Below are 21,630 nucleotides of genomic sequence, written 5' to 3' on the forward strand. Positions count from 1 at the left end.
GAAAGCATCTAAGCACGAAACTTGCCCCGAGATGAGTTCTCCCTGAGACTTTAAGTCTCCTGAAGGAACGTTGAAGACGACGACGTTGATAGGTCGGGTGTGTAAGCGCAGCGATGCGTTGAGCTAACCGATACTAATGAACCGTGAGGCTTAACCTTACAACGCCGAAGATGTTTTGGCGAAGAGACAGATTTTCAGCCTGATACAGATTAACAGAATTTGCCTGGCGGCTTTAGCGCGGTGGTCCCACCTGACCCCATGCCGAACTCAGAAGTGAAACGCCGTAGCGCCGATGGTAGTGTGGGGTCTCCCCATGTGAGAGTAGGGAACTGCCAGGCATCAAACAAGTGAAGAGGCCATCCGAAAGGATGGCCTTTTTGCGTTTCTGCGCCAAAAAACGGTAGGCCGGGTAAGGCAAAGCCGCCACCCGGCAAGTCAGACCGCACTCCACGCCACAATAAACTGCGCAATCCCGTCCACATCATTTAAATCCAGCACCGGAACCTCAAGTTCCACTGCCACATCGCTGGCCACCGCAATCACATGCTCATCCAGCGTTAACTCGCTCAAATCATGCCCGGCATCGCTTCTGAAAAGTAGGATCTTAGGCACGGCCTCATGCTTAAATCCCTCAACCAGCACCAGATCCAGCGTGGAGTGATCCATCCGGCTAACGAGATAAGCGAGATTCAGCGGCGCCTCATCCGGCGTTTCTGTCATTAACGCCCAGCGCTGAGGACTTGCTACCATCGTTTGTGCTGCTCCGGCCTTACGCAGCTCATAGCTGTCTTTTCCGGGCGTATCAATGTCCATGTTGTGATGACTATGCTTAATCAAACCAGGGCGAAGCCCTCTGGCACAAAGCGCAGGAGTGAGCTTTTTCAACAGCGTGGTTTTCCCGGTCCCACTCCAGGCGGAAATGGCTACAACAGGTATCATCTTTTCTCCTGCATCATCTGCAAATCTTCACTCGTATTTACGTTCACAAACGCTGATTTCACATCGCTAAAATCAACGGAATGGCCGCCAGACTCACGCATAAAGACCATCACTCTGCGCTCTCCCGCGGCCAGGTAGGCCTGCAGAGCAGGCGCTAGCGATCGATGCATCAACGCGACAGCAGGATGGTCACGTTCGCCGTCATGCACCCAAACCACAGGCGCTGTACCACGAAGCAGGAACAGACGCTCGACAAGACAGGACGGAATAAACGGGGTATCGCAGGGGCAGAAGATAAACCACTCACCCTGCGACTGTTGCATGACCGAAAGCATACCGGCAAGCGGGCCCGGGTAATTCTCAAGGCTATCCTGATAAACGGCGTAGCCGCTGCGCCGGTAAGTGTCGATATGCCGGTTAGCGCTGATGGCTATAGTCGTCACCTGACCTGCGAGCGTATCGGCGACATGCTGCCACAAGGATTTTCCATTAAGAAGCTGAAGCCCCTTATCTTTTCCGCCCATTCGCGTTGCTCTGCCGCCTGCCAGAACGACCCCGATGATTTCCTGGCTAACATTCACGAATATCGCCTCTTTTATTGTGGGATTGACCCTGCTAACGTGTCACTCTAAATGAAAGGAGCACCACCATGAAATGTAAACGTCTGAATGAAGTTATTGAACTCCTCCAGCCCGCCTGGCAAAAAGAGCCAGAGCTCAATCTGATGCAATTTTTACAGAAACTGGCAAAAGAGTCAGGTTTTGACGGCGATCTGGCAGACCTTTCTGACGACATCCTGATCTACCACCTTAAAATGCGCGACTCTGCCAAAGATGCTGTTATTCCTGGTATTCAGAAAGATTATGAGGAAGATTTTAAGACTGCATTGCTGCGCGCCCGAGGCGTAATTAAAGAGTAAAAGCTTGTAAGCGGCGGCACCGAAATCGCCACAAGATGATATCCTGAATCATTCGTATAATTTCCGGATGATCGGATGAACGACCAGGCTTTTACTTTCCAGACATTACACCCGGACACCATTATGGATGCCCTGTTTGAACAGGATATTCGGGTGGATTCCGGGCTAACACCGTTAAACAGCTACGAAAACCGCGTCTATCAATTTCAGGACGAGGATCGTCAGCGCTATGTCGTAAAATTCTATCGTCCTGAACGCTGGTCCGCTGAACAAATTCAGGAAGAGCATCAGTTCGCTCACGATCTGCTGGATGACGATGTCCCCGTTGCCGCACCGCTGAAATTCAATAACCAAACGCTCCTTACGCACGAAGGGTATTACTACGCAGTATTCCCAAGTCTGGGTGGCCGTCAGTTTGAAGCGGATAATATCGATCAGATGGAGTGGGTTGCCCGCTATCTTGGGCGTATACACCAGACGGGACGCAAAAAAGCCTTTATTGCCCGCCCGACTATGGGGATTCAGGAATACCTTCTTGAACCGCGCACAATATTCGAAACGTCTGCAATGATCCCCGCAGCGCTAAAGGATGATTTCCTCAACGCCACCGATAAGCTTATTGCTGCAGTGAAAACCTGCTGGCGTGATGATATTTCCGTCCTGCGCCTGCATGGCGATTGTCACGCCGGGAATATTCTCTGGCGTGACGGCCCGCTGTTTGTCGATCTCGATGATGCGCGTATGGGGCCAGCGGTTCAGGACCTGTGGATGCTGCTGAATGGCGACAAAGCCGAGCAACGCATGCAGCTTGAAACCATTATTGAAGCTTATGAAGAATTTAGCCCGTTTAATTCAGACGAAATTGCCCTGATTGAGCCTTTACGTGCGATGCGTTTTGTTTATTATCTCGCATGGTTAATCAGGCGTTGGGACGATCCGGCATTTCCTCGTAATTTCCCGTGGCTTACCGGAGAGGATTACTGGCGTAGCCAGATATCTACATTTACTGAGCAGGTTAAGGTTCTTCAGGAGCCCCCTCTGCAATTAACGCCGATGTATTAATGGACACACCCAGGAGAGAGTTAATCATGAAAAAAATTTGGCTGGCGCTGGCAGGTATGATTCTGGCATTTAGCGCTTCTGCTGCACAGTTTACCGACGGCAAACAGTACATCACGCTGGAGAAGCCGGTCGCTGGCGAGCCACAGGTACTGGAGTTCTTCTCGTTCTATTGCCCACACTGTTACCAGTTCGAGCAGGTGTTGCATGTCTCTGACAACGTGAAGAAAAAGCTGCCGGAAGGCACAAAAATGACCAAGTACCACGTCGAGTTCCTGGGCCCATTGGGTAAAGACCTGACTCAGGCATGGGCGGTGGCGATGGCACTGGGCGTAGAAGATAAGATCACTTCGCCAATGTTTGAAGCCGTACAGAAAACCCAGACCGTTCAGACCACTGCGGATATCCGTAAAGTGTTCGTTGATGCCGGCGTGAAAGGTGAAGAGTACGATGCCGCATGGAACAGCTTCGTGGTGAAATCACTGGTTGCCCAGCAGGAAAAAGCGGCTGCTGACCTCCAGCTTCAGGGCGTTCCGGCGATGTTTGTTAACGGCAAATATCAGCTGAACATGCAGGGCATGGACACCAGCAGCATGGATATTTTCGTACAGCAGTATGCAGATACCGTGAAATACCTGGTTGAGAAGAAGTAATTTCGTTAATGTAAAAACGCCGGTCACTGACCGGCGTTTTTGTATGAAGATTTTATCTTGTCTATCTGTTCGTCTTTCTCTTTCCAGAGCGTATTAAGCCACTGCTGGAAACGACGTTTGAAGTTCTTATCGTTTACGTAATCACCGTGCAGTTCAGCGTCAATCGGGACCAGGTCGACGTGCACGACAATACGCGTCAGTTTGCCGCTGAGCATATCGAAGAACGGCGTCTTATCGTTTTCCGGATAGCAGAGCGTGACGTTAAGAAGTTTATCGAACTGTGCTCCCAGCACGTTAAGCGCCATCGCAATCCCCGCTGCCTTTGGCGGCAATAGATGCTGATACGGAGAGCGCGTTTGCTGGCGCTTCTCTTCCGTAAACCGGGAGCCTTCAACAAAGTTCACGATGGTCGTTGGATGCGCACGAAACTTTTCACAGGAGCGGCGCGTGGTCTCCACATCCTTACCGCGACGTTCCGGATGACGAATCAAATAGCTGCGCGAATAGCGTTTCATAAACGGCATATCGAGCGCCCAGCAGGCCAGCCCGATAAAAGGCACCCAGGCGAGCTGCTGTTTCAGGAAATATTTGTTCATCGGGATGTGTTTGCGAAAAAGAACGCATAACACCACGATGTCCGCCCAGCTGTGGTGATTGCAGATCAGCAGGTACCAGTTCTTTTTGTTAAGGTTCTCCAGCCCTTTGACATCCCACTTCAGGTGCGGGTTAAGGCGCAACAGGATCGCCAGTCCTTCGCACCAGCAATACATCATGAAATTACAAAATGCGGACACGGCTCGCCACACCACGGGTACAGGCAGCAGCAGTTTAATGATCCCGGCGAGAATGATCGGTACGGAACAGGCGATCGTCACCAGGATAGTTAAAATGATGCTTAGCAGTAATGTTATTGCAGCGAGCAATCTCGACATGATGAGCTTTTTCAGGTGGTTAGCTGTAAGTGAGCGACCGGATAGTCGACGCTGGGCGCTGATTTTACCAGAAAACAGACAAATGAATGGCGCTTTCACAGGGTGAATTGGCGGCTTTTACCCCGGCGCAGAAGATTTCGCTGTTGTTCTGCGTAAATCAAGGCTTATATCCACATAGACTAAATTGTCATCAGTTGGCCATATAGAGGCGATCTCATAACATAACAATCTGATAATTAAGATCTAAATATTGCCTTATATGTATTTTTTACGTCTGTTATTCATGTGAAGTGAAAATACTCACAAACTTATCCACAGTTTGATTTTTACGAGCGATCCTCACGATCGCAAAATCTTTTCCTGTATCGGGCCTGAATAACTGATGTTTTCATCCTTCTGTGGCATCCTTTACGCATAAATTGATTAAAGGCACGGACATTATGGTTCAGATCCCAGAAAACCCTCTTATTCTCGTCGATGGCTCTTCTTACCTGTATCGGGCGTACCATGCGTTTCCTCCTCTGACCAACAGCGCAGGGGAACCTACCGGCGCAATGTATGGCGTGCTGAATATGCTGCGCAGCCTGATCCTTCAGTATCAGCCAACCCATGCGGCCGTCGTGTTTGATGCGAAAGGCAAAACGTTCCGCGACGAGTTGTTTGAACATTACAAATCCCACCGTCCGCCAATGCCTGACGATCTGCGTGCGCAGATAGAGCCGCTGCATGCGATGGTGAAAGCGATGGGTCTGCCGCTGCTGGCCGTTTCTGGGGTTGAAGCGGATGACGTCATCGGTACGCTGGCGCGTGAAGCCGAAAAGATGGGTCGTCCGGTACTGATTAGCACCGGTGATAAAGATATGGCGCAGCTGGTGACGCCAGGGATTACCCTGATTAACACCATGACCAACACCATTCTTGGGCCGGAAGAGGTGGTCGCAAAGTATGGCGTGCCGCCAGAGCTGATTATCGACTTCCTCGCGTTGATGGGCGACTCCTCGGATAACATTCCTGGTGTCCCTGGCGTCGGTGAGAAAACCGCGCAGGCGCTGCTTCAGGGGCTGGGCGGGCTGGATACGCTCTACGCGGAATCAGACAAAATCGCCAGTCTCTCCTTCCGTGGCGCCAAAACCATGGCTGGGAAGCTGGAAGAGAACAAAGAGGTGGCTTATCTCTCTTATAAGCTGGCCACAATCAAAACCGATGTCGAGCTCGAACTGGGCTGTGAACAGCTGGAAGTGCAGCAGCCTTCTGCGGACGAGCTTCTAAGCCTGTTTAAGAAATACGAATTTAAGCGCTGGACCACTGACGTGGAAGCCGGTAAATGGCTGCAGGCAAAAGGGGCAAAACCTTCCACAAAGCCGAAGGAGACGATTGTCGTTGATGCAGAAGAGCAGGCGGAAGAAGAAGCCGTGGCGCTTTCCTTCGACAATTATGAAACCCTTCTTGAAGAGTCACAGCTCATTGCCTGGATCGAGAAACTGAAAAAGGCGCCGGTCTTTGCCTTTGACACCGAAACGGACAGTCTCGATAACATCTCTGCCAATATGGTAGGCCTGTCATTTGCGACAGAGCCAGGTCATGCGGCCTATGTTCCCGTGGCGCACGATTACCTGGATGCGCCGGAACAGATCTCCCGTGAACGCGTGCTTGAACTGCTGAAGCCGATTCTGGAAGATGAAAAGGCGCTTAAGGTTGGGCAAAACCTCAAGTACGACCGCGGCATTCTGCAAAACTACGGCATTGAACTGCGCGGGATCGCCTTCGACACCATGCTTGAATCTTACATTCTGGACAGCGTCGCGGGCCGCCATGATATGGATTCCTTATCTGACCGCTGGCTCAAGCACAAAACCATCACCTTCGAAGAGATTGCCGGCAAAGGGAAAAATCAGCTCACCTTTAACCAGATTGCTCTCGAAGAGGCAGGACGCTACGCGGCGGAAGACGCTGACGTTACGCTGCAGCTGCACCTGAAGATGTGGCCAAAACTGCAAAAGCACGAAGGTCCGCTGAATGTGTTCCAGCATATTGAGATGCCGCTGGTACCCGTGCTGTCCCGCATTGAACGCAACGGCGTGAAAATCGATCCAACGGTGCTGCATAATCACTCCGGGGAGCTGGCGCAGCGCCTGACCGAGCTGGAGCAAAAAGCGCATGAGCTTGCAGGCGAGCCGTTTAACCTCTCTTCACCGAAGCAGCTGCAAACCATTTTGTTTGAAAAGCAGGGCATCAAGCCGCTGAAGAAAACCCCTGGCGGTGCGCCTTCAACCTCTGAAGAGGTGCTGGAAGAGCTGGCGCTGGACTACCCGCTGCCAAAAGTGATTCTGCAGTACCGTGGTCTCGCGAAGCTGAAGTCTACCTACACTGATAAGCTTCCGCTGATGATCAACCCGAAAACGGGCCGCGTGCACACCTCATATCATCAGGCTGTCGCGGCGACCGGTCGTCTCTCGTCAACCGATCCCAACCTGCAGAACATCCCGGTACGTAACGAAGAGGGCCGCCGTATTCGCCAGGCTTTCATCGCACCAGAGGATTATCTGATTGTCTCTGCTGACTACTCGCAAATTGAGCTGCGCATTATGGCGCATCTGTCCCGCGACAAAGGCCTGCTGACCGCGTTTGCCGAAGGGAAGGATATCCACCGGGCAACCGCGGCGGAAGTCTTCGGCTTGCCGCTGGACAGCGTGACCAACGAACAGCGCCGCAGCGCTAAAGCGATCAACTTCGGTCTGATCTACGGCATGAGCGCGTTCGGCCTTTCACGCCAGCTCAATATTCCGCGTAAAGAGTCGCAGAAGTATATGGATCTCTACTTCGAACGCTACCCGGGCGTGCTGGAATATATGGAACGTACCCGCGCGCAGGCGAAAGAGAAAGGTTACGTTGAAACCCTGGATGGCCGCCGTCTCTACTTACCGGACATCAAATCCAGCAACGCGGCGCGCCGCGCGGGCGCAGAGCGTGCCGCGATCAACGCCCCGATGCAGGGGACCGCGGCGGACATTATTAAGCGTGCAATGATCGCCGTGGATGCCTGGCTCGAGAAAGAGAAACCGCGTGTGAAAATGATCATGCAGGTACACGATGAACTGGTATTTGAAGTGCACAAGGACGACCTCGACGCCGTGTCGAAGAAGATCCACGAACTGATGGAAAGCAGCATGACGCTGGACGTGCCGTTGCTGGTGGAAGTGGGAAGTGGTGAAAACTGGGATCAGGCTCACTAAGGGTTCTTCGCATAACGCGCTTTTTATGTAAGTTTGCAACATGGCAACGCGCGTTTTGTGACGATCATTAGAATTCCCTATGTAAAGAATGAAAAAAAACTACAAAAAGTGCTTTTTCTGCAACACAAAAAGGGGTAGAGTTATCGGCGTAGGGTACAGAGGTAAGATGTTCTATCTTTCAGACCTTTTACTTCACGTAATCGGATTTGGCTGAATATTTTAGCCGCCCCAGTCAGTAATGACTGGGGCGTTTTTTATTGCGGCAAAGAAATGTTCCGGCAAAAAAAAGCGCGGCCATTGCCGCGCTCGGTATCACTCTTCTTCCGCTTCCGTCGCGGGTTCCAGCTCGCTAAACCAGGTGTCGAGCTTCTGACGCAGCTTGTCCACGCCCTGCTTTTTCAGCGAGGAGAACGGCTCAACCTGCACATCGCCGTTGAACGCCAGCACCGCTTCGCGAACCATATTCACCTGCGCTTTACGCGCGCCGCTTGCCAGCTTATCGGCTTTCGTCAGCAGCACCAGCACGGCGATATCGCTTGCCACCGCCCAGTCGATCATCTGCTGATCGAGATCTTTCAGCGGGTGGCGAATATCCATCAATACCACCAGACCTTTCAGGCACATGCGTTTTTCGAGGTATTCACCCAGCGCACGCTGCCATTTGATTTTCATCTCTTCGGGTACCTGCGCATAACCGTACCCCGGTAAGTCGACCAGGCGTTTGCCCTCTGCGACTTCAAACAGGTTGATCAGCTGGGTACGGCCAGGTGTTTTTGAGGTACGCGCCAGGTTCTTCTGATTGGTCAGCGTATTCAGGGCGCTGGATTTCCCCGCATTAGAGCGGCCAGCAAAGGCCACTTCAATACCGGTATCAGAGGGGAGGTGGCGAATATCGGGCGCACTGGTGACAAAATGCGTCTGTTGGTAGTTCCAGGTAGTCACGTGGTCGTCTCCAAAAATCGTAATCTGAGGGGGATTATACCTGAATGCGGGCAAAAGACTTTTTTCATTGCACTCAGCCTGTAGGCTTAAGCCCTGGCCGCTGTGAGAGATTGGCTATACGTACTATGGGAGATTTCAGAGAAATCGCAGGAGCAAGAAAAAGGCAAACTGTTTTAAATCATCAGCTTATTTCCAGGTAATTATCTGAAAATCCGTTTTTGTACCGTTTCGTTGCTTGTTAGTTTAAGCGAACACGGTAAAGTATGCGGCAAGGCGAGGAAGCCAACAGGATGATGACTTAAGGATAAGGGTCAGGAGCGCCAGGAGGCGAAGACGCAGGATTGTCAGGACGACCAGCGCCTGGAGGCGTTTTAACAGGAAATGGAACCGTATCACGGACGGTATTAGCCAAGGGATAAACAGGGTTTGTTGTTGGCAAACATGGAATGTCTGACCCGCTAAGGGTTGTGAGTCAGGAAAAAAGGCGACAGATTGCTCTGTCGCCTTTTTTCTTTGCTTGCTTTCTGCTAGATTTCGCCGCAATTCTATACTGAAGAAAACGACTTAAAGATAAAACATCATGAAAAAACCAACCTCCGCTGCGGGCGCGAAACGCCCTGCAAAAGCACGCCGCAAAACGCGCGAAGAACTGAACCAGGAAGCGCGCGACCGCAAACGCGACAAAAAACATCGCGGTCATGCTGCGGGTAGCCGTGCCAACGGTGGTGGTGCAGCGGGCGCTTCTGCAAAAAGCAAGCAGCAGAAAGATCCTCGTATCGGCAGTAAAACTCCCATTCCACTGGGCGTGACAGACACCCCGGTCACTAAGCAGCACAAACCAAAGAGCGAGAAACCTATGCTTTCACCGCAGGCTGAGCTGGATTTGCTGGAGAACGATGAGCGCCTGGACGCGCTGCTGGAACGTCTTGAAGAGGGTGAAACCCTGACCGCTGAAGAGCAGTCATGGGTGGATGCCAAACTGGATCGCATCGACGAGCTGATGCAGAAGCTGGGTCTGTCTTACGATGACGAAGACGACGAAGAAGAAGACGAAAAGCAGGAAGATATGATGCGTCTTCTGAAGGGTGGAAACTAACATTTGCACCCGGCAGGCTCGATAGTCCTGCTTATAACCCTTCCGGTTATATGTTATCTGGTGTGGTTATTCGTTAAACTACGGCGGTTGTCGCGGCGACAGAAGTGGCTGCGCACCCGAATGATGGCCCGCAATGGGGTCAGAGCGGGCCGCCGTATACGAACGCGACACCAACGGAAGGAGTGAGCATGTCAGCACCAACTATCGACTGGGATTTGGCCCTAATCCAGAAATATAACTATTCCGGGCCGCGTTATACGTCATACCCCACCGCGCTGGAGTTCTCCGATGCCTTCGGCGAGGAGGATTTTCAGCAGGCTGTCGCGCGCTATCCTGAGCGTCCGCTGTCGCTCTACGTCCATATTCCGTTCTGCCACAAGCTTTGCTACTTCTGCGGCTGCAATAAAATCGTGACCCGCCAGCAGCATAAAGCCGACCAGTATCTTGACGCGCTCGAACAGGAAATTGTGCATCGCGCGCCGCTGTTTAAAGGCCGTCACGTCAGCCAGCTTCACTGGGGCGGCGGTACGCCAACCTATCTGAATAAGGCGCAAATAAGCCGCCTGATGACCCTGCTGCGCGGCAATTTCAGTTTTAACGACGACGCTGAAATCTCGATCGAAGTCGATCCGCGCGAAATTGAGCTGGATGTGCTGGATCACTTACGCGCAGAAGGCTTCAACCGCCTGAGCATGGGCGTGCAGGACTTCAATAAAGAGGTTCAGCGTCTGGTGAACCGCGAGCAGGACGAAGACTTTATCTTCGCCTTACTCAACCACGCACGTGACATCGGCTTTACCTCGACCAACATCGACCTGATTTACGGCCTGCCAAAGCAGACGCCGGAAAGCTTCGCCTTTACGCTGAAGCGCGTGGCTGAACTCAGTCCGGACCGCCTGAGCGTCTTTAACTACGCGCATCTGCCGACGCTCTTTGCCGCCCAGCGCAAAATCAAAGATGCCGATCTGCCTTCTGCCCAGCAGAAGCTGGATATCCTGCAGGAAACCATCACCTCGCTGACCGACACCGGCTATCAGTTTATCGGCATGGATCACTTTGCCCGTCCTGATGACGAGCTGGCCGTTGCTCAGCGCGAAGGGGTACTGCACCGCAACTTCCAGGGCTATACGACCCAGGGCGATACCGATCTGCTCGGCATGGGCGTCTCCGCCATCAGCATGATTGGTGACTGCTACGCGCAGAACCAGAAAGAGCTAAAGCTGTATTACCAGCAGGTGGATGAGACCGGCAACGCGCTGTGGCGCGGCATCGCATTAACCCGTGACGACTGCATCCGTCGCGATGTGATTAAGGCGCTTATCTGCAACTTCCGTCTCGATTTCAGCGACGTGGAAGCGCAGTGGGCGCTGAACTTCAGCGATTATTTCGCGGAAGATCTGAAGCTTCTGGCGCCGCTGGCGAAAGACGGGCTGGTGGACGTGTCGGAGAGCGCGATTGAGGTCACGCCGAAAGGGCGTCTGTTGATCCGCAATATCTGCATGTGCTTTGACGCATATCTGCGTCAGAAAGCGCGTATGCAGCAGTTCTCGCGGGTGATTTAAACTGCAATGCCGGGTGGCGGCTTCGCCTTACCCGGCCTACAAAAGTGCGAAATGTAGGCCGGGTAAGCGAAGCGCCACCCGGCTTTTCATCGCCAACTCGCTAGCTAAACAGCCCAACCAGCGCCGCACACAGCACCGCCGCAACGGCGGTTTGTGGCGTGTGGCTTTCAGCGGCTCCGCTAGAGAGCATATTCACGAATGTTTCCAGCATGATGTTCACCCCCAATTTCCGGGCACGATCATACAAAACTCATCGGAACAGTAAAGCGCAAAATAACGGCAATTTGCGCTCAATTAATAACCTTTACACAAACGCGGATATTACTCCATTCCCAGCTCTTTCAGCTTGCGCGTCAGGGTATTGCGTCCCCATCCTAACAGGCGAGCGGCTTCCTGCTTATGACCCTGGGTATGACGAAGCGCGGTGGTCAACAGCGTACGCTCCATCTCAGGCTGAGCCTCTGACAGCAGGTTTTGATGACCGGAACGCAGCGCGCGGTCAGCCCACTGCGCCAGCAGCGTCGCCCAGCTGTCCGGCAGCGCGTGTCCGCTACTGCTTTCCGGCGCGGTCGCCTCAAACAGCTCGGCCGGTAAATCCTGAATCAGCACTTCCTGACCGGCAGCCATCACGGTTAACCAGCGGCAGGTGTTTTCCAGCTGACGCACGTTGCCTGGCCACGCCAGACGCGTCAGAGCGGCATCGGTTTCGGGATGAAGCTGCTTAGCTTCCACACCCAGCTCGCGGGCAGCCACCTGCAGGAAATGACGCGCCAGGCGGGGAATATCTTCCCGGCGTTCACGCAGCGGCGGCAGATGAACGCGAATGACGTTCAGACGATGGAATAAATCCTCCCGGAATTTGCCTTCCTGCACGCGCTGCTCCAGGTTCTGGTGGGTTGCGGCGATGATGCGCACGTCCACCTTCACCGGCGCATAACCGCCCACGCGATAAAACTGCCCGTCGGCCAGCACGCGCAGCAGACGGGTCTGAACGTCCAGCGGCATATCGCCGATCTCATCCAGGAACAGCGTGCCGCCGTCAGCCTGTTCGAAGCGCCCCTGGCGAATGGTATTTGCGCCGGTAAACGCCCCTTTTTCGTGGCCGAACAGTTCGGATTCAATCAAGTCCTTCGGGATCGCCGCCATATTCAGGGCGATAAACGGCGCTTTTGCCCGCGGGCTGTGGCGATGCAGCGCATGCGCCACAAGCTCTTTACCGGTGCCCGATTCGCCGTTAATTAAGACGCTGATGGACGAGCGGGACAGACGGCCAATAATGCGAAACACGTCCTGCATCGCCGGCGCTTCGCCGATGATGTCGGTGGTTGGCCCAAAATCGGGCGCGTGGCGCGGCTGTTGCTGCTCCTGGTAATGGCTAATCGCGCGCTCAACCAGCGCCACCGCTTCGTCGATATCAAACGGTTTGGGCAGATAATCGAATGCCCCTTGCTGGTAAGCGCTCACCGCGGCATCCAGATCGGAATGAGCCGTCATTATGATGACCGGAAGCATAGGGTGGCGTTGTTTGATCTGCTTTAACAGCGCCAGCCCGTCCATGCCCGGCATACGGATATCCGACAGCAGAACATCGGGCGTTTTAGTGGTGAGTGCGTCGAGCACTTCGCTGCCGCTCTCAAACGTCGTGCAGCTTAATCCTGCCCCTGTGAGCGCGCGTTCAAGCACCCAACGGATGGAGCTATCGTCATCGACTACCCAGACTATCCCTCGTTGCATAAACGTCACCTTTATTTTTTAATCGGCAGGAAAACCGAAAACTCGGTATGTCCCGGCCAACTGGTAAATTCAATTTTTCCAGAGTGTTGGTCGATCAAACTGCGGGCAATGGATAAGCCCAGGCCGGTTCCGCCTTCGCGGCCGCTGACCATCGGGTAGAACAGAGTGTCCTGAAGATGCGATGGAATACCGGGGCCGTTATCCTCGACGTCGATACGGGCCGCAAGCCGATAGCGCACGCCGTGTAACGTGAGCTGGAAGGCGGTACGGGTGCGTAAAATAATCTCGCCCCCTTCCGGTCCCAGCGCCTGCAGGGCATTGCGCACAATGTTCAACAGGACCTGCTCAATCTGATCCGGGTCATGGGCCAGTTCCGGCAGGCTTGGGTCGTAATCACGCACCAGCGTGACGTTCTCTGGCAGCTCCATCGAGACGAGCTTCACCACCCGCTCGGCCACTTTATGGATGCTTTCTGTGACGTGCATTCCCGGCTGCTGTGGCCCGAGAAGACGGTCAACCAGATTCCGCAGGCGGTCCGCCTGCTCGATGATGACGTTGGTATACTCCGCCAGCGCAGGGTCGGGCAGCGCCTTGGTCAGAAGCTGCGCCGCGCCGCGTAACCCACCCAACGGGTTTTTGATTTCATGCGCCAGGCCGCGCACCAGGTCTCGGGCGGCAATTTGCTGCGCATGCTGAAGCTGCTCCTGGCTCAGGCGACGCTGATTATCCATCGGCGCCATTTCCAGCAGGATCAAGCCTTCGGGAAGACGTTGCGCGGTCAGCGACAGAATGTGCGAGCGCCCGTCGATCACCAGCGTCACTTCGTTATCGGTGAAACCCTGGCCCGCCTGTAAACTTTCCTGCATCAGGCCAATATTCAGCGAAAAATAGCTCAGAAGTTCCGGAAGCGGGGTGCCGAACAGTTTGCGTGCGCTTTGGGCGAGCAGCTGCTGTGCCGCCGGGTTGGCGTAATGAACGGCCAGCTCGTCATCCACCAGCAAAATGCTGTTAATCAAAGAATTGAGGATCTGCCCAGCATCGGGCAGCGTGCCAGTTGCCATTCAGCAGTCTCCTGGAGTCGTTTGCACTAATTTAGTGCAGTATAGCGTTTTCGGCGTCAAAAGCGCGTGAGATCAGGTTGTTGGTGGAGAAAAAAGCCCATCCGGAGATGGGCTAAAAGTTTCCACGGCAACTACTCCCGGCGCTTGTCACGCCGGGTAAAACAACTTAATTAAACGCTGTAGTACAGTTCGAACTCAACCGGATGCGGAGTCATGCGCACGCGGTCGTTCTCTTCAGTACGCAGGGCGATGTAAGCATCGATAGCGTCGTCAGTGAATACGCCACCTGCGGTCAGGAACTCGCGGTCTGCGTCCAGCGCCTGTAGGGCTTCTTCCAGAGAGCCAGCAACCTGTGGGATCTCTTTCGCCTCTTCTGGCGGCAGGTCGTACAGGTTTTTGTCCATCGCTTCGCCTGGGTGGATCTTGTTCTTGATACCGTCCAGACCGGCCATCAGCAGTGCTGCGAAGCACAGGTATGGGTTAGCCGCTGGATCCGGGAAGCGAACTTCGATACGACGCGCTTTAGGAGACGCCACCACCGGGATACGGATAGAAGCAGAACGGTTACGCGCAGAGTAGGCCAGCATCACTGGCGCTTCGTAGCCCGGGACCAGACGCTTGTAGGAGTTGGTGGTTGGGTTCGCCAGGGCGTTGATCGCTTTAGCGTGTTTGATTACGCCGCCGATGTAGTACAGCGCCTGCTCGGACAGACCGGCATATTTGTCACCAGAGAACAGGTTGGTACCGTTCTTGGACAGAGACATGTGGCAGTGCATACCGGAACCGTTGTCGCCAAACATTGGTTTTGGCATGAAGGTCGCGGTTTTACCGAAACGGTGCGCAACGTTGTGCACAACGTATTTGTAGATCTGAATTTCGTCCGCTTTTTTGGTCATGGTGTTGAAGCGGGTAGCCACTTCGTTCTGACCCGCAGTCGCCACTTCGTGGTGGTGCGCTTCAACAACCAGGCCCATCTCTTCCATCACCAGACACATGGTGGAACGAATGTCCTGTGCAGAGTCGACCGGAGGAACCGGGAAGTAACCGCCTTTCACGCCTGGACGGTGACCTTTGTTACCACCTTCGTATTTGGTGGAGGAGTTCCATGCGCCTTCGATGTCGTCGATAGCCACGTGGGAGCCAGAGATAGAGGCACCAAAACGGATGTCATCGAACAGGAAGAACTCTGGCTCTGGCCCGAACAGAACGGTGTCCGCGATGCCGGTAGAACGCAGGTACTCTTCAGCGCGTTTCGCGATAGAACGTGGGTCGCGGTCGTAGCCCTGCAGCGTGCCTGGCTCGAGGATGTCGCAACGGATGATCAGGGTAGGTTCTTCGAAGAACGGATCAATGACCGCAGTGGTTGCATCTGGCATCAGAACCATGTCGGATTCGTTAATGCCTTTCCAGCCACCAATGGAGGAGCCGTCAAACATTTTGCCTTCTTCAAAGAATTCGGCGTTCACCTGATGAGCAGGGATTGTGACGTGCTGTTCTTTACCTTTGGTGTCGGTGAAGCGGAGATCAACAAACTTCACTTCATGTTCGTTCAGCATCGTCAAAACGTGTTCAGCGGACATACTTAACTCTCCAGATTGGTCATTGTCGTCGTGGTAACGAGGTCTTCAGTTTCTGTTTGTACTGGCTGTTGCCATGTAATTTTTATAAAGCGAAATCTGTGCCAACTTTTAAAACACCCCAAAAAGGCGTTATCATGCGCACCATAGTGCAAAAGGGCTGCACCACAATGGTAATGTTGCACCAGTATAGTGCTTCAGTGTGAACACCGAGCACCATATTGGTGCAATTTTCGTTAAAGTGCCCTTTTTCGCTCCGTGAAAGCGATCACAAAGCATCTCTGCGATACTTGTTTGCGGAGGATGTTTGTGATCCTGTTTTGTAGTGCGATTAATCCGTGTACAATAACGCGCTATTTCTAATGCCTGAGGCAAAGTTGTGATCGAAAATTTGCGTAACATCGCCATCATCGCGCACGTTGACCATGGTAAAACTACCCTGGTTGATAAGCTGCTGCAGCAATCCGGTACGTTTGATGCACGTGCCGAAACTCAAGAGCGTGTGATGGACTCCAACGATTTGGAGAAAGAGCGTGGGATTACTATCCTCGCGAAAAACACCGCTATTAAATGGAATGACTACCGTATCAACATCGTTGATACCCCAGGGCACGCCGACTTCGGTGGTGAAGTTGAGCGCGTGATGTCCATGGTGGATTCCGTGCTGCTGGTGGTTGACGCATTTGACGGCCCAATGCCGCAAACGCGCTTCGTGACCAAAAAAGCATTTGCCCATGGCCTGAAACCAATTGTTGTTATCAACAAGGTTGACCGTCCTGGCGCACGTCCTGACTGGGTTGTTGATCAGGTATTCGACCTGTTCGTTAACCTCGACGCGACCGACGAACAGCTGGACTTCCCTATCATTTACGCTTCGGCGCTGAATGGTATCGCGGGTCTGGACCACGAAGATATGGCGGAAGACATGACCCCGCTGTATCAGGCGATTGTCGATCACGTACCGGCACCGGATGTTGATCTGGATGGTCCACTGCAGATGCAGATCTCCCAGCTGGACTACAACAACTACGTTGGCGTCATCGGTATCGGTCGTATCAAACGCGGTAAAGTGAAGCCAAACCAGCAGGTTACTATCATCGATAGCGAAGGCAAAACCCGCAACGGTAAAGTTGGCAAAGTGCTGACTCACCTGGGTCTGGAGCGTATCGACAGCGATCTGGCTGAAGCGGGCGACATCATCGCGATCACCGGTCTGGGCGAGCTGAACATCTCTGACACCATCTGCGACCCGCAGAACGTGGAAGCGCTGCCAGCCCTGTCTGTTGATGAACCAACCGTTACCATGTTCTTCAACGTCAACACCTCTCCGTTCTGTGGTAAAGAAGGTAAGTTCGTTACCTCTCGTCAGATCCTTGACCGCCTGAACAAAGAGCTGGTGCACAACGTTGCGCTGCGCGTTGAAGAAACCGAAGACGCTGATGCCTTCCGCGTATCCGGTCGTGGTGAGCTGCACCTGTCTGTTCTGATCGAAAACATGCGTCGTGAAGGTTTCGAGATGGCGGTTTCCCGTCCGAAAGTTATCTTCCGCGAAATCGACGGCCGTAAACAAGAGCCGTTCGAAAACGTGACGCTGGACGTTGAAGAGCAGCACCAGGGTTCTGTGATGCAGGCGCTGGGCGAGCGTAAAGGCGACCTGAAAAACATGAATCCAGATGGCAAAGGCCGCGTACGTCTCGACTACGTGATCCCAAGCCGTGGCCTGATCGGCTTCCGTTCTGAGTTCATGACCATGACCTCTGGTACCGGTCTGCTGTACTCCACCTTCAGCCACTACGACGACGTGCGTCCGGGCGAAGTGGGCCAGCGTAACAACGGCGTACTGATCTCCAACGGTCAGGGTAAAGCGGTTGCGTTTGCGCTGTTCGGTCTCCAGGATCGCGGTAAGCTGTTCCTGGGTCACGGTGCTGAAGTTTACGAAGGCCAGATCATCGGTATTCACAGCCGTTCTAACGACCTGACCGTAAACTGCCTGACCGGTAAGAAACTGACCAACATGCGTGCGTCCGGTACTGACGAAGCAACGGTTCTGGTTCCACCGATCAAGATGACCCTGGAGCAGGCTCTGGAATTCATCGATGACGACGAACTGGTAGAAGTGACTCCGCTGTCTATCCGTATCCGTAAACGTCACCTGACCGAGAACGATCGTAAACGTGCTATGCGCGGTGCGAAAGAAGAGTAATTCGGTTATGCCGTAGGCCGGGTATGCGCATGCGCCACCCGGCAACGAAAAAGCCGCTGAGCGATCAGCGGCTTTTTTTTATTAGAACGAATACCGTAGCCCTAAACGGATCCGGTACTGCTCCCGGTTGTAATCATTCCATCTGTCCAGCCACTGCAGTTCGAGGTACGGCAGCCAGTTTCTGTCGATCTTATAGCTAAACTTATTGGTAATTTCCCAGTGATGGTCTTTGCCATTTTTGCTGTGGTAGTCATTCACCCGCTGGAAAAAGTGCGGTTCAAAGGTGTAGAAAAATGCATCCGTTACTTTGAAATTCCAGTAGTTGGCAAATTCGTGCGTGTCGTTCTTATCCATCTGCCCGTTATAGTCCGGCGTATCGTAGTTGTTATGGTTATAGCGATAGCGGAACGTCAGATTAAACCAGTCTGTAAATTTGTAGTTGGTATCTAAATAAACCGCGCCACCCGAACCGGCGCTGCTGTCGTTAATCAACCCGCCGGGCTGGAAGGTGAGTTTATCGGTCGGCTTAAAGAGCGGATACCACCCCTCGATTTCGTTATAGCTGTGCTTAAGTTCATCCCATTTACCCACGTTATAGGCGTTGGTGAACATCAGTCCCGCGCCCATATCGAAGTTATAGCCCGCACGCAGGATCACCTCGTGCATCTCTGAGGCCGTATTGTAGGCTTCACGTGTTTCGACATAGGCCCCGGCAAATACCGGGCAGGACACAGACGACACGATCAGTACAGTGATGATTCTTTTCATAATTTGTCCATGTATCAGGTACAGAAAGGCCTCCCTCCTGATAAACAGGAAGGACATAGTGGCCGGATTTATTGTTATAAAGTGACTGCTGACGCTTTATTGTTGGTGGTTATCTCAGGGGTATTCGCAGTTTGTTTCTTCCGTTTTCCAATCTCCTCGATAATAAAGGCGAAGCGCGCTTCGTTGAGTTTATAAAACAGCCCCATGGTCACGGCAGCAACAATCGCCAGGCCGCACGGCCAGAGGAAAATCAGCTGACGCAACCCAAGCAGCGTGCCCGCGCTCTGGACGGCATGGGGAACGTAGCCAATCTGGGTCAGCATGATGCCGGGCAGGAAACCGGCGAGCGCGGCGGAGATTTTGCGCGAGAAGGTATAGCCGGTATACACCGACCCTTCGGCGCGAATGCCGGTTTTCCACTCGCCGTAATCGACGGTATCCGGCACCAGCGCCCAGTTCAGGCTGTTCACAAACGCCGTGCCGAAGAAGGCCATGCAGGAAAACAGCACGAACAGCAGGGAGCTGGTCCCCCAGAAGAAATTCAGCACGTCGCCCACCGCCCACAGCGCCAGCCCGCCCAGATAGACCGGTTTCTTGCCAAAGCGCTTTACCGCGCTGGGCACCAGAAACACGCCAATCAGAATGCAGCCCATGCTGAAAAAGCCCATCCACGACAGCAGATGCAGATCGTTCAGCACGTACTGGGTGTAATAGACCTGAATCGCCAGCTTGATGTTGAAGGCGGCGAGGGTACACAGGTTGGCGATGCACAGCACCAGCAGCGGTGGATTGCGGAAAATCGCGCAGAATGATTTCAGAATGCCGGGCTTATGGTGATCGGGCGTAAGCTCGACGTAGCGTTCTTTCACCCCGCTGTAGCACCACCACATGCAGAACAGGCCGCCGGTAACGAACACCAGCGCGGCCACCAGATAGCCGAGTGAGGGCTGGTGGACGAACAGCGCCTGAATGGGCATAAAGCCGACGGTGCAGAGCAACAGTCCTACCGTTGCGCCGCCCTGACGCCACGCCGCAAGCTGCGCGCGCTCGTTCGGGTTTTTGGTGATGGCCGGGACCATCGCACCGTAGGCGCAGTTCATCAGGCTATAGCAGAGGCCAAACATCATGAAGAGCACGGTGGCGAGGGCCGTTTTCACCGTCAGGCTAAAGTCGTTGGCCATAAACTGCGCCGTCGCCACCAGCGCCACCGGAACGGAGGCGTAAAGAATGAACGGCCTGAATTTTCCCCGCGCGCCGATGTTACGTCGGGAGTCCAGCAGCACCCCGGTCAGCATGTCGGTAAACGCGGTAAAAAACTTTGCCACCAGGAAAATAATGCCGCCATAGAACGCGGGCATGCCCAGTTCATCGGTGTAAAACTTCAGCAGATACAGCGTGCCAATACACAGCATCAGGTTCGAGCCAAAATCGCCCATCCCGTAGGCGCACTTCTCTCGCAGGCTCAATTTCAGGGTTAACGGATCAGTATTATGTGTCATGGTCGATCCTCAAAGCGCCCCGCAGGGCGCTCTATCACGTCATTATGCCGTACGTTTGCGCAGTTCGATCTCTTCGACGATGCGCACATACATCTTCTCGTTGAGGTTGTAGAAGCAGCCCATCGCCACGATGGTGATAACCGCCAGCAGGCTCGGGTAGATAAATATCAGCTGCCGCAGCCCTTCAACCGTGCCACTGGATTGCACCACGTTGGGCACATAGCCGATCTGCGTGAGCATGATCCCCGGGAAGAAGCCCGCCAGCGCCTGGGAGACCTTCCTGAAGAAGGTAAAACCGGTATACACCGTTCCTTCGGAGCGCACGCCGGTGCGCCACTCACCGTACTCCACGGTATCGGACACCAGCGCCCAGTTCAGGCTGTTCACGAACGCGGAGCCGAAAAAGGCCAGGCAGGAGAACGCCACAAAGCTCACCGAGCCGCCGCCGAAGAAGTAGTTGAGCAGATCGCCCGCCACCCAAATCATCAGCCCGCTGATGTAGACCTTTTTCTTGCCGAAGCGCCGCACCGCGCCGGGCATCATAAAGACGCCGATAAAAATGCAGCCCATGCTGAAGAAGCCCATGTACGACAGCAGGATCGGGTCGTGCAGCACGTACTGCGTGTAGTAGACCTGAATGGCGAGTTTGACGTTAAAGGCGCCCAGCGTGCACAGGTTGGCGATGCACAGGATAAACAGCGGACGGTTCCCGGCGATGGCGCGAAACGACTGCAGCAGCCCCGGTTTTTGCGCCGGGTTAGCGGGCTGCGCCTCGACGTAACGTTCGGTCACCCCCTTGTAGCACCACCACATAAAAAACAGTCCGAACAGCGAGAAGAGGGTGGCGGCAAAGATATAGCCAAGCTGGTCATTGCCTTCAATCAGGTTCATCACCGGAACAAAACCCACGGTACAGAGCAGCAGGCCCAGCGTAGCGCCGCCCTGGCGCCAGGCGGCCAGCGAGGCGCGCTCGTCCGGGTTTTTGGTAATGGCGGGCACCATCGCGCCGTAGGAGCAGTTCATCATGCTGAAGAACAGGCCGTACAGCATGAACAGCACCGTCGCCATCACCGTTTTACCGGTGATTTCAAACGGCGTGCCAACGAAGTTGGCAATCGCCAGTAAGGTCACCGGGAACGCCGCATAGAGCACGAACGGGCGGAATTTCCCTTTCGGGCCGATCTTGCGCCGGGAGTCGAGCATGATCCCGGTGCCCATATCGGTGAAGGCGGTAAAGAACTTCGCAATCAGGAAGATAATTCCGCCGTAGGTGCCCGGCAGGCCCAGCACGTCGGTGTAAAACTTCAGCAGATAAAGCGTGCCGATATCCAGCAGGATGTTTGAGCCGAGATCGCCCATCCCGTAGGCGAGTTTTTCTTTAAACGGCAGGCGCAGGGTTGCCGGATCGGAAGTATGTTGACTCATTATTGTTCTCCGTCTGCCCGCAGGTTGC

19 protein-coding genes and 2 rRNA genes are annotated in these 21,630 nt (G+C 53.9%); 10 read left to right on the forward strand and 11 right to left on the reverse strand.

What is annotated here, in order from left to right:
* Together ACOTXT_RS08120 and rrf are read left to right on the forward strand one after the other, a co-directional pair.
* Positions 1-158: ribosomal RNA gene (locus tag ACOTXT_RS08120) — 23S ribosomal RNA — on the forward strand; the annotation flags it as partial.
* Between the two features lie 64 nt (positions 159-222).
* Positions 223-338, forward strand: a 5S ribosomal RNA gene (rrf, locus tag ACOTXT_RS08125).
* Positions 339-435: 97 nt separating this feature from the next.
* Here rrf and mobB read toward each other — a convergent pair.
* Positions 436-939, reverse strand: coding sequence for a molybdopterin-guanine dinucleotide biosynthesis protein MobB (gene mobB / locus ACOTXT_RS08130; protein WP_055322095.1), 504 nt, complete (start codon positions 937-939; stop codon positions 436-438).
* Positions 936-1,520 (reverse strand): molybdenum cofactor guanylyltransferase MobA, encoded by a 585-nt coding sequence (gene mobA, locus ACOTXT_RS08135; RefSeq protein ID WP_055322096.1) that lies wholly within the window; start codon positions 1,518-1,520, stop codon positions 936-938. Before mobA ends, mobB begins: the two co-directional genes overlap by 4 nt.
* 68 nt (positions 1,521-1,588) lie before the next feature.
* Here mobA and ACOTXT_RS08140 point away from each other — a divergent pair, with 68 nt between their 5' ends.
* From ACOTXT_RS08140 to dsbA, 3 genes are all read left to right on the forward strand, one after another.
* The gene (locus tag ACOTXT_RS08140; RefSeq protein ID WP_008501866.1) at positions 1,589-1,858 is read left to right on the forward strand and encodes a YihD family protein; all 270 of its coding nucleotides are present in this window, start codon (positions 1,589-1,591) and stop codon (positions 1,856-1,858) included.
* Between the two features lie 75 nt (positions 1,859-1,933).
* On the forward strand, positions 1,934-2,920 hold the full coding sequence (locus ACOTXT_RS08145) for a serine/threonine protein kinase (RefSeq protein ID WP_055322097.1): 987 nt from the start codon (positions 1,934-1,936) through the stop codon (positions 2,918-2,920).
* A 26-nt stretch (positions 2,921-2,946) separates the two neighbouring features.
* Complete coding sequence (gene dsbA, locus ACOTXT_RS08150; protein ID WP_008501864.1) at positions 2,947-3,570, forward strand: thiol:disulfide interchange protein DsbA; 624 nt, start codon at positions 2,947-2,949, stop codon at positions 3,568-3,570.
* A gap of 23 nt (positions 3,571-3,593) precedes the next feature.
* Here dsbA and ACOTXT_RS08155 read toward each other — a convergent pair whose 3' ends face one another.
* Complete coding sequence (locus ACOTXT_RS08155) at positions 3,594-4,445, reverse strand: acyltransferase (RefSeq protein WP_233396673.1); 852 nt, start codon at positions 4,443-4,445, stop codon at positions 3,594-3,596.
* On the opposite strand from ACOTXT_RS08155, the gene ACOTXT_RS08160 reads away from it, so the two are divergent.
* Both ACOTXT_RS08160 and polA read left to right on the forward strand, forming a co-directional pair.
* Complete coding sequence (locus ACOTXT_RS08160) at positions 4,342-4,608, forward strand: hypothetical protein (RefSeq protein ID WP_333165003.1); 267 nt, start codon at positions 4,342-4,344, stop codon at positions 4,606-4,608. The two genes, ACOTXT_RS08155 and ACOTXT_RS08160, sit on opposite strands and share 104 nt — an antisense overlap.
* A 334-nt stretch (positions 4,609-4,942) precedes the next feature.
* The gene (gene polA / locus ACOTXT_RS08165) at positions 4,943-7,735 is read left to right on the forward strand and encodes a DNA polymerase I (protein ID WP_021242776.1); all 2,793 of its coding nucleotides are present in this window, start codon (positions 4,943-4,945) and stop codon (positions 7,733-7,735) included.
* Positions 7,736-8,047: 312 nt separating this feature from the next.
* Here polA and yihA read toward each other — a convergent pair whose 3' ends face one another.
* Positions 8,048-8,677 (reverse strand): ribosome biogenesis GTP-binding protein YihA/YsxC, encoded by a 630-nt coding sequence (gene yihA, locus ACOTXT_RS08170; protein WP_008501861.1) that lies wholly within the window; start codon positions 8,675-8,677, stop codon positions 8,048-8,050.
* Positions 8,678-9,257: 580 nt separating this feature from the next.
* On the opposite strand from yihA, the gene yihI reads away from it, so the two are divergent.
* Both yihI and hemN read left to right on the forward strand, forming a co-directional pair.
* Positions 9,258-9,773, forward strand: a complete 516-nt coding sequence (gene yihI / locus ACOTXT_RS08175; protein WP_008501860.1) for a Der GTPase-activating protein YihI — start codon at positions 9,258-9,260, stop codon at positions 9,771-9,773.
* A 188-nt stretch (positions 9,774-9,961) separates the two neighbouring features.
* Complete coding sequence (hemN, locus tag ACOTXT_RS08180) at positions 9,962-11,335, forward strand: oxygen-independent coproporphyrinogen III oxidase (protein WP_055322098.1); 1,374 nt, start codon at positions 9,962-9,964, stop codon at positions 11,333-11,335.
* Positions 11,336-11,435: 100 nt separating this feature from the next.
* On the opposite strand, the gene ACOTXT_RS08185 is transcribed toward hemN, so the two are convergent.
* The 4 genes from ACOTXT_RS08185 to glnA form a co-directional block, all read right to left on the reverse strand.
* Positions 11,436-11,546 (reverse strand): YshB family small membrane protein, encoded by a 111-nt coding sequence (locus tag ACOTXT_RS08185; RefSeq protein ID WP_032622955.1) that lies wholly within the window; start codon positions 11,544-11,546, stop codon positions 11,436-11,438.
* Between the two features lie 110 nt (positions 11,547-11,656).
* Complete coding sequence (glnG, locus tag ACOTXT_RS08190; RefSeq protein ID WP_008501858.1) at positions 11,657-13,069, reverse strand: nitrogen regulation protein NR(I); 1,413 nt, start codon at positions 13,067-13,069, stop codon at positions 11,657-11,659.
* An 11-nt stretch (positions 13,070-13,080) separates the two neighbouring features.
* The gene (gene glnL, locus ACOTXT_RS08195) at positions 13,081-14,130 is read right to left on the reverse strand and encodes a nitrogen regulation protein NR(II) (RefSeq protein WP_008501857.1); all 1,050 of its coding nucleotides are present in this window, start codon (positions 14,128-14,130) and stop codon (positions 13,081-13,083) included.
* Between the two features lie 170 nt (positions 14,131-14,300).
* Positions 14,301-15,710 (reverse strand): glutamate--ammonia ligase, encoded by a 1,410-nt coding sequence (gene glnA / locus ACOTXT_RS08200; protein WP_008501856.1) that lies wholly within the window; start codon positions 15,708-15,710, stop codon positions 14,301-14,303.
* A gap of 376 nt (positions 15,711-16,086) precedes the next feature.
* Here glnA and typA point away from each other — a divergent pair, with 376 nt between their 5' ends.
* On the forward strand, positions 16,087-17,910 hold the full coding sequence (typA, locus tag ACOTXT_RS08205; protein ID WP_008501854.1) for a ribosome-dependent GTPase TypA: 1,824 nt from the start codon (positions 16,087-16,089) through the stop codon (positions 17,908-17,910).
* Between the two features lie 81 nt (positions 17,911-17,991).
* On the opposite strand, the gene ompL is transcribed toward typA, so the two are convergent.
* From ompL to ACOTXT_RS08220, 3 genes are all read right to left on the reverse strand, one after another.
* A complete protein-coding gene (gene ompL / locus ACOTXT_RS08210; RefSeq protein WP_032637905.1) occupies positions 17,992-18,678 on the reverse strand; it encodes a porin OmpL in 687 nt (228 codons plus the stop codon).
* Positions 18,679-18,752: 74 nt separating this feature from the next.
* A complete protein-coding gene (locus ACOTXT_RS08215; RefSeq protein WP_333164947.1) occupies positions 18,753-20,177 on the reverse strand; it encodes an MFS transporter in 1,425 nt (474 codons plus the stop codon).
* 42 nt (positions 20,178-20,219) lie between these two features.
* Positions 20,220-21,602 carry an MFS transporter gene (locus ACOTXT_RS08220; protein ID WP_045336258.1) on the reverse strand — a complete coding sequence of 461 codons (1,383 nt, stop codon included), beginning with the start codon at positions 21,600-21,602 and terminating at the stop codon, positions 20,220-20,222.
* Positions 21,603-21,630: the final 28 nt, after the last annotated feature.

The sequence above is a fragment of the Enterobacter cloacae complex sp. IR5422 genome, assembly GCF_049238165.1.
Classification (GTDB): Bacteria; Pseudomonadota; Gammaproteobacteria; order Enterobacterales; family Enterobacteriaceae; genus Enterobacter; species Enterobacter roggenkampii.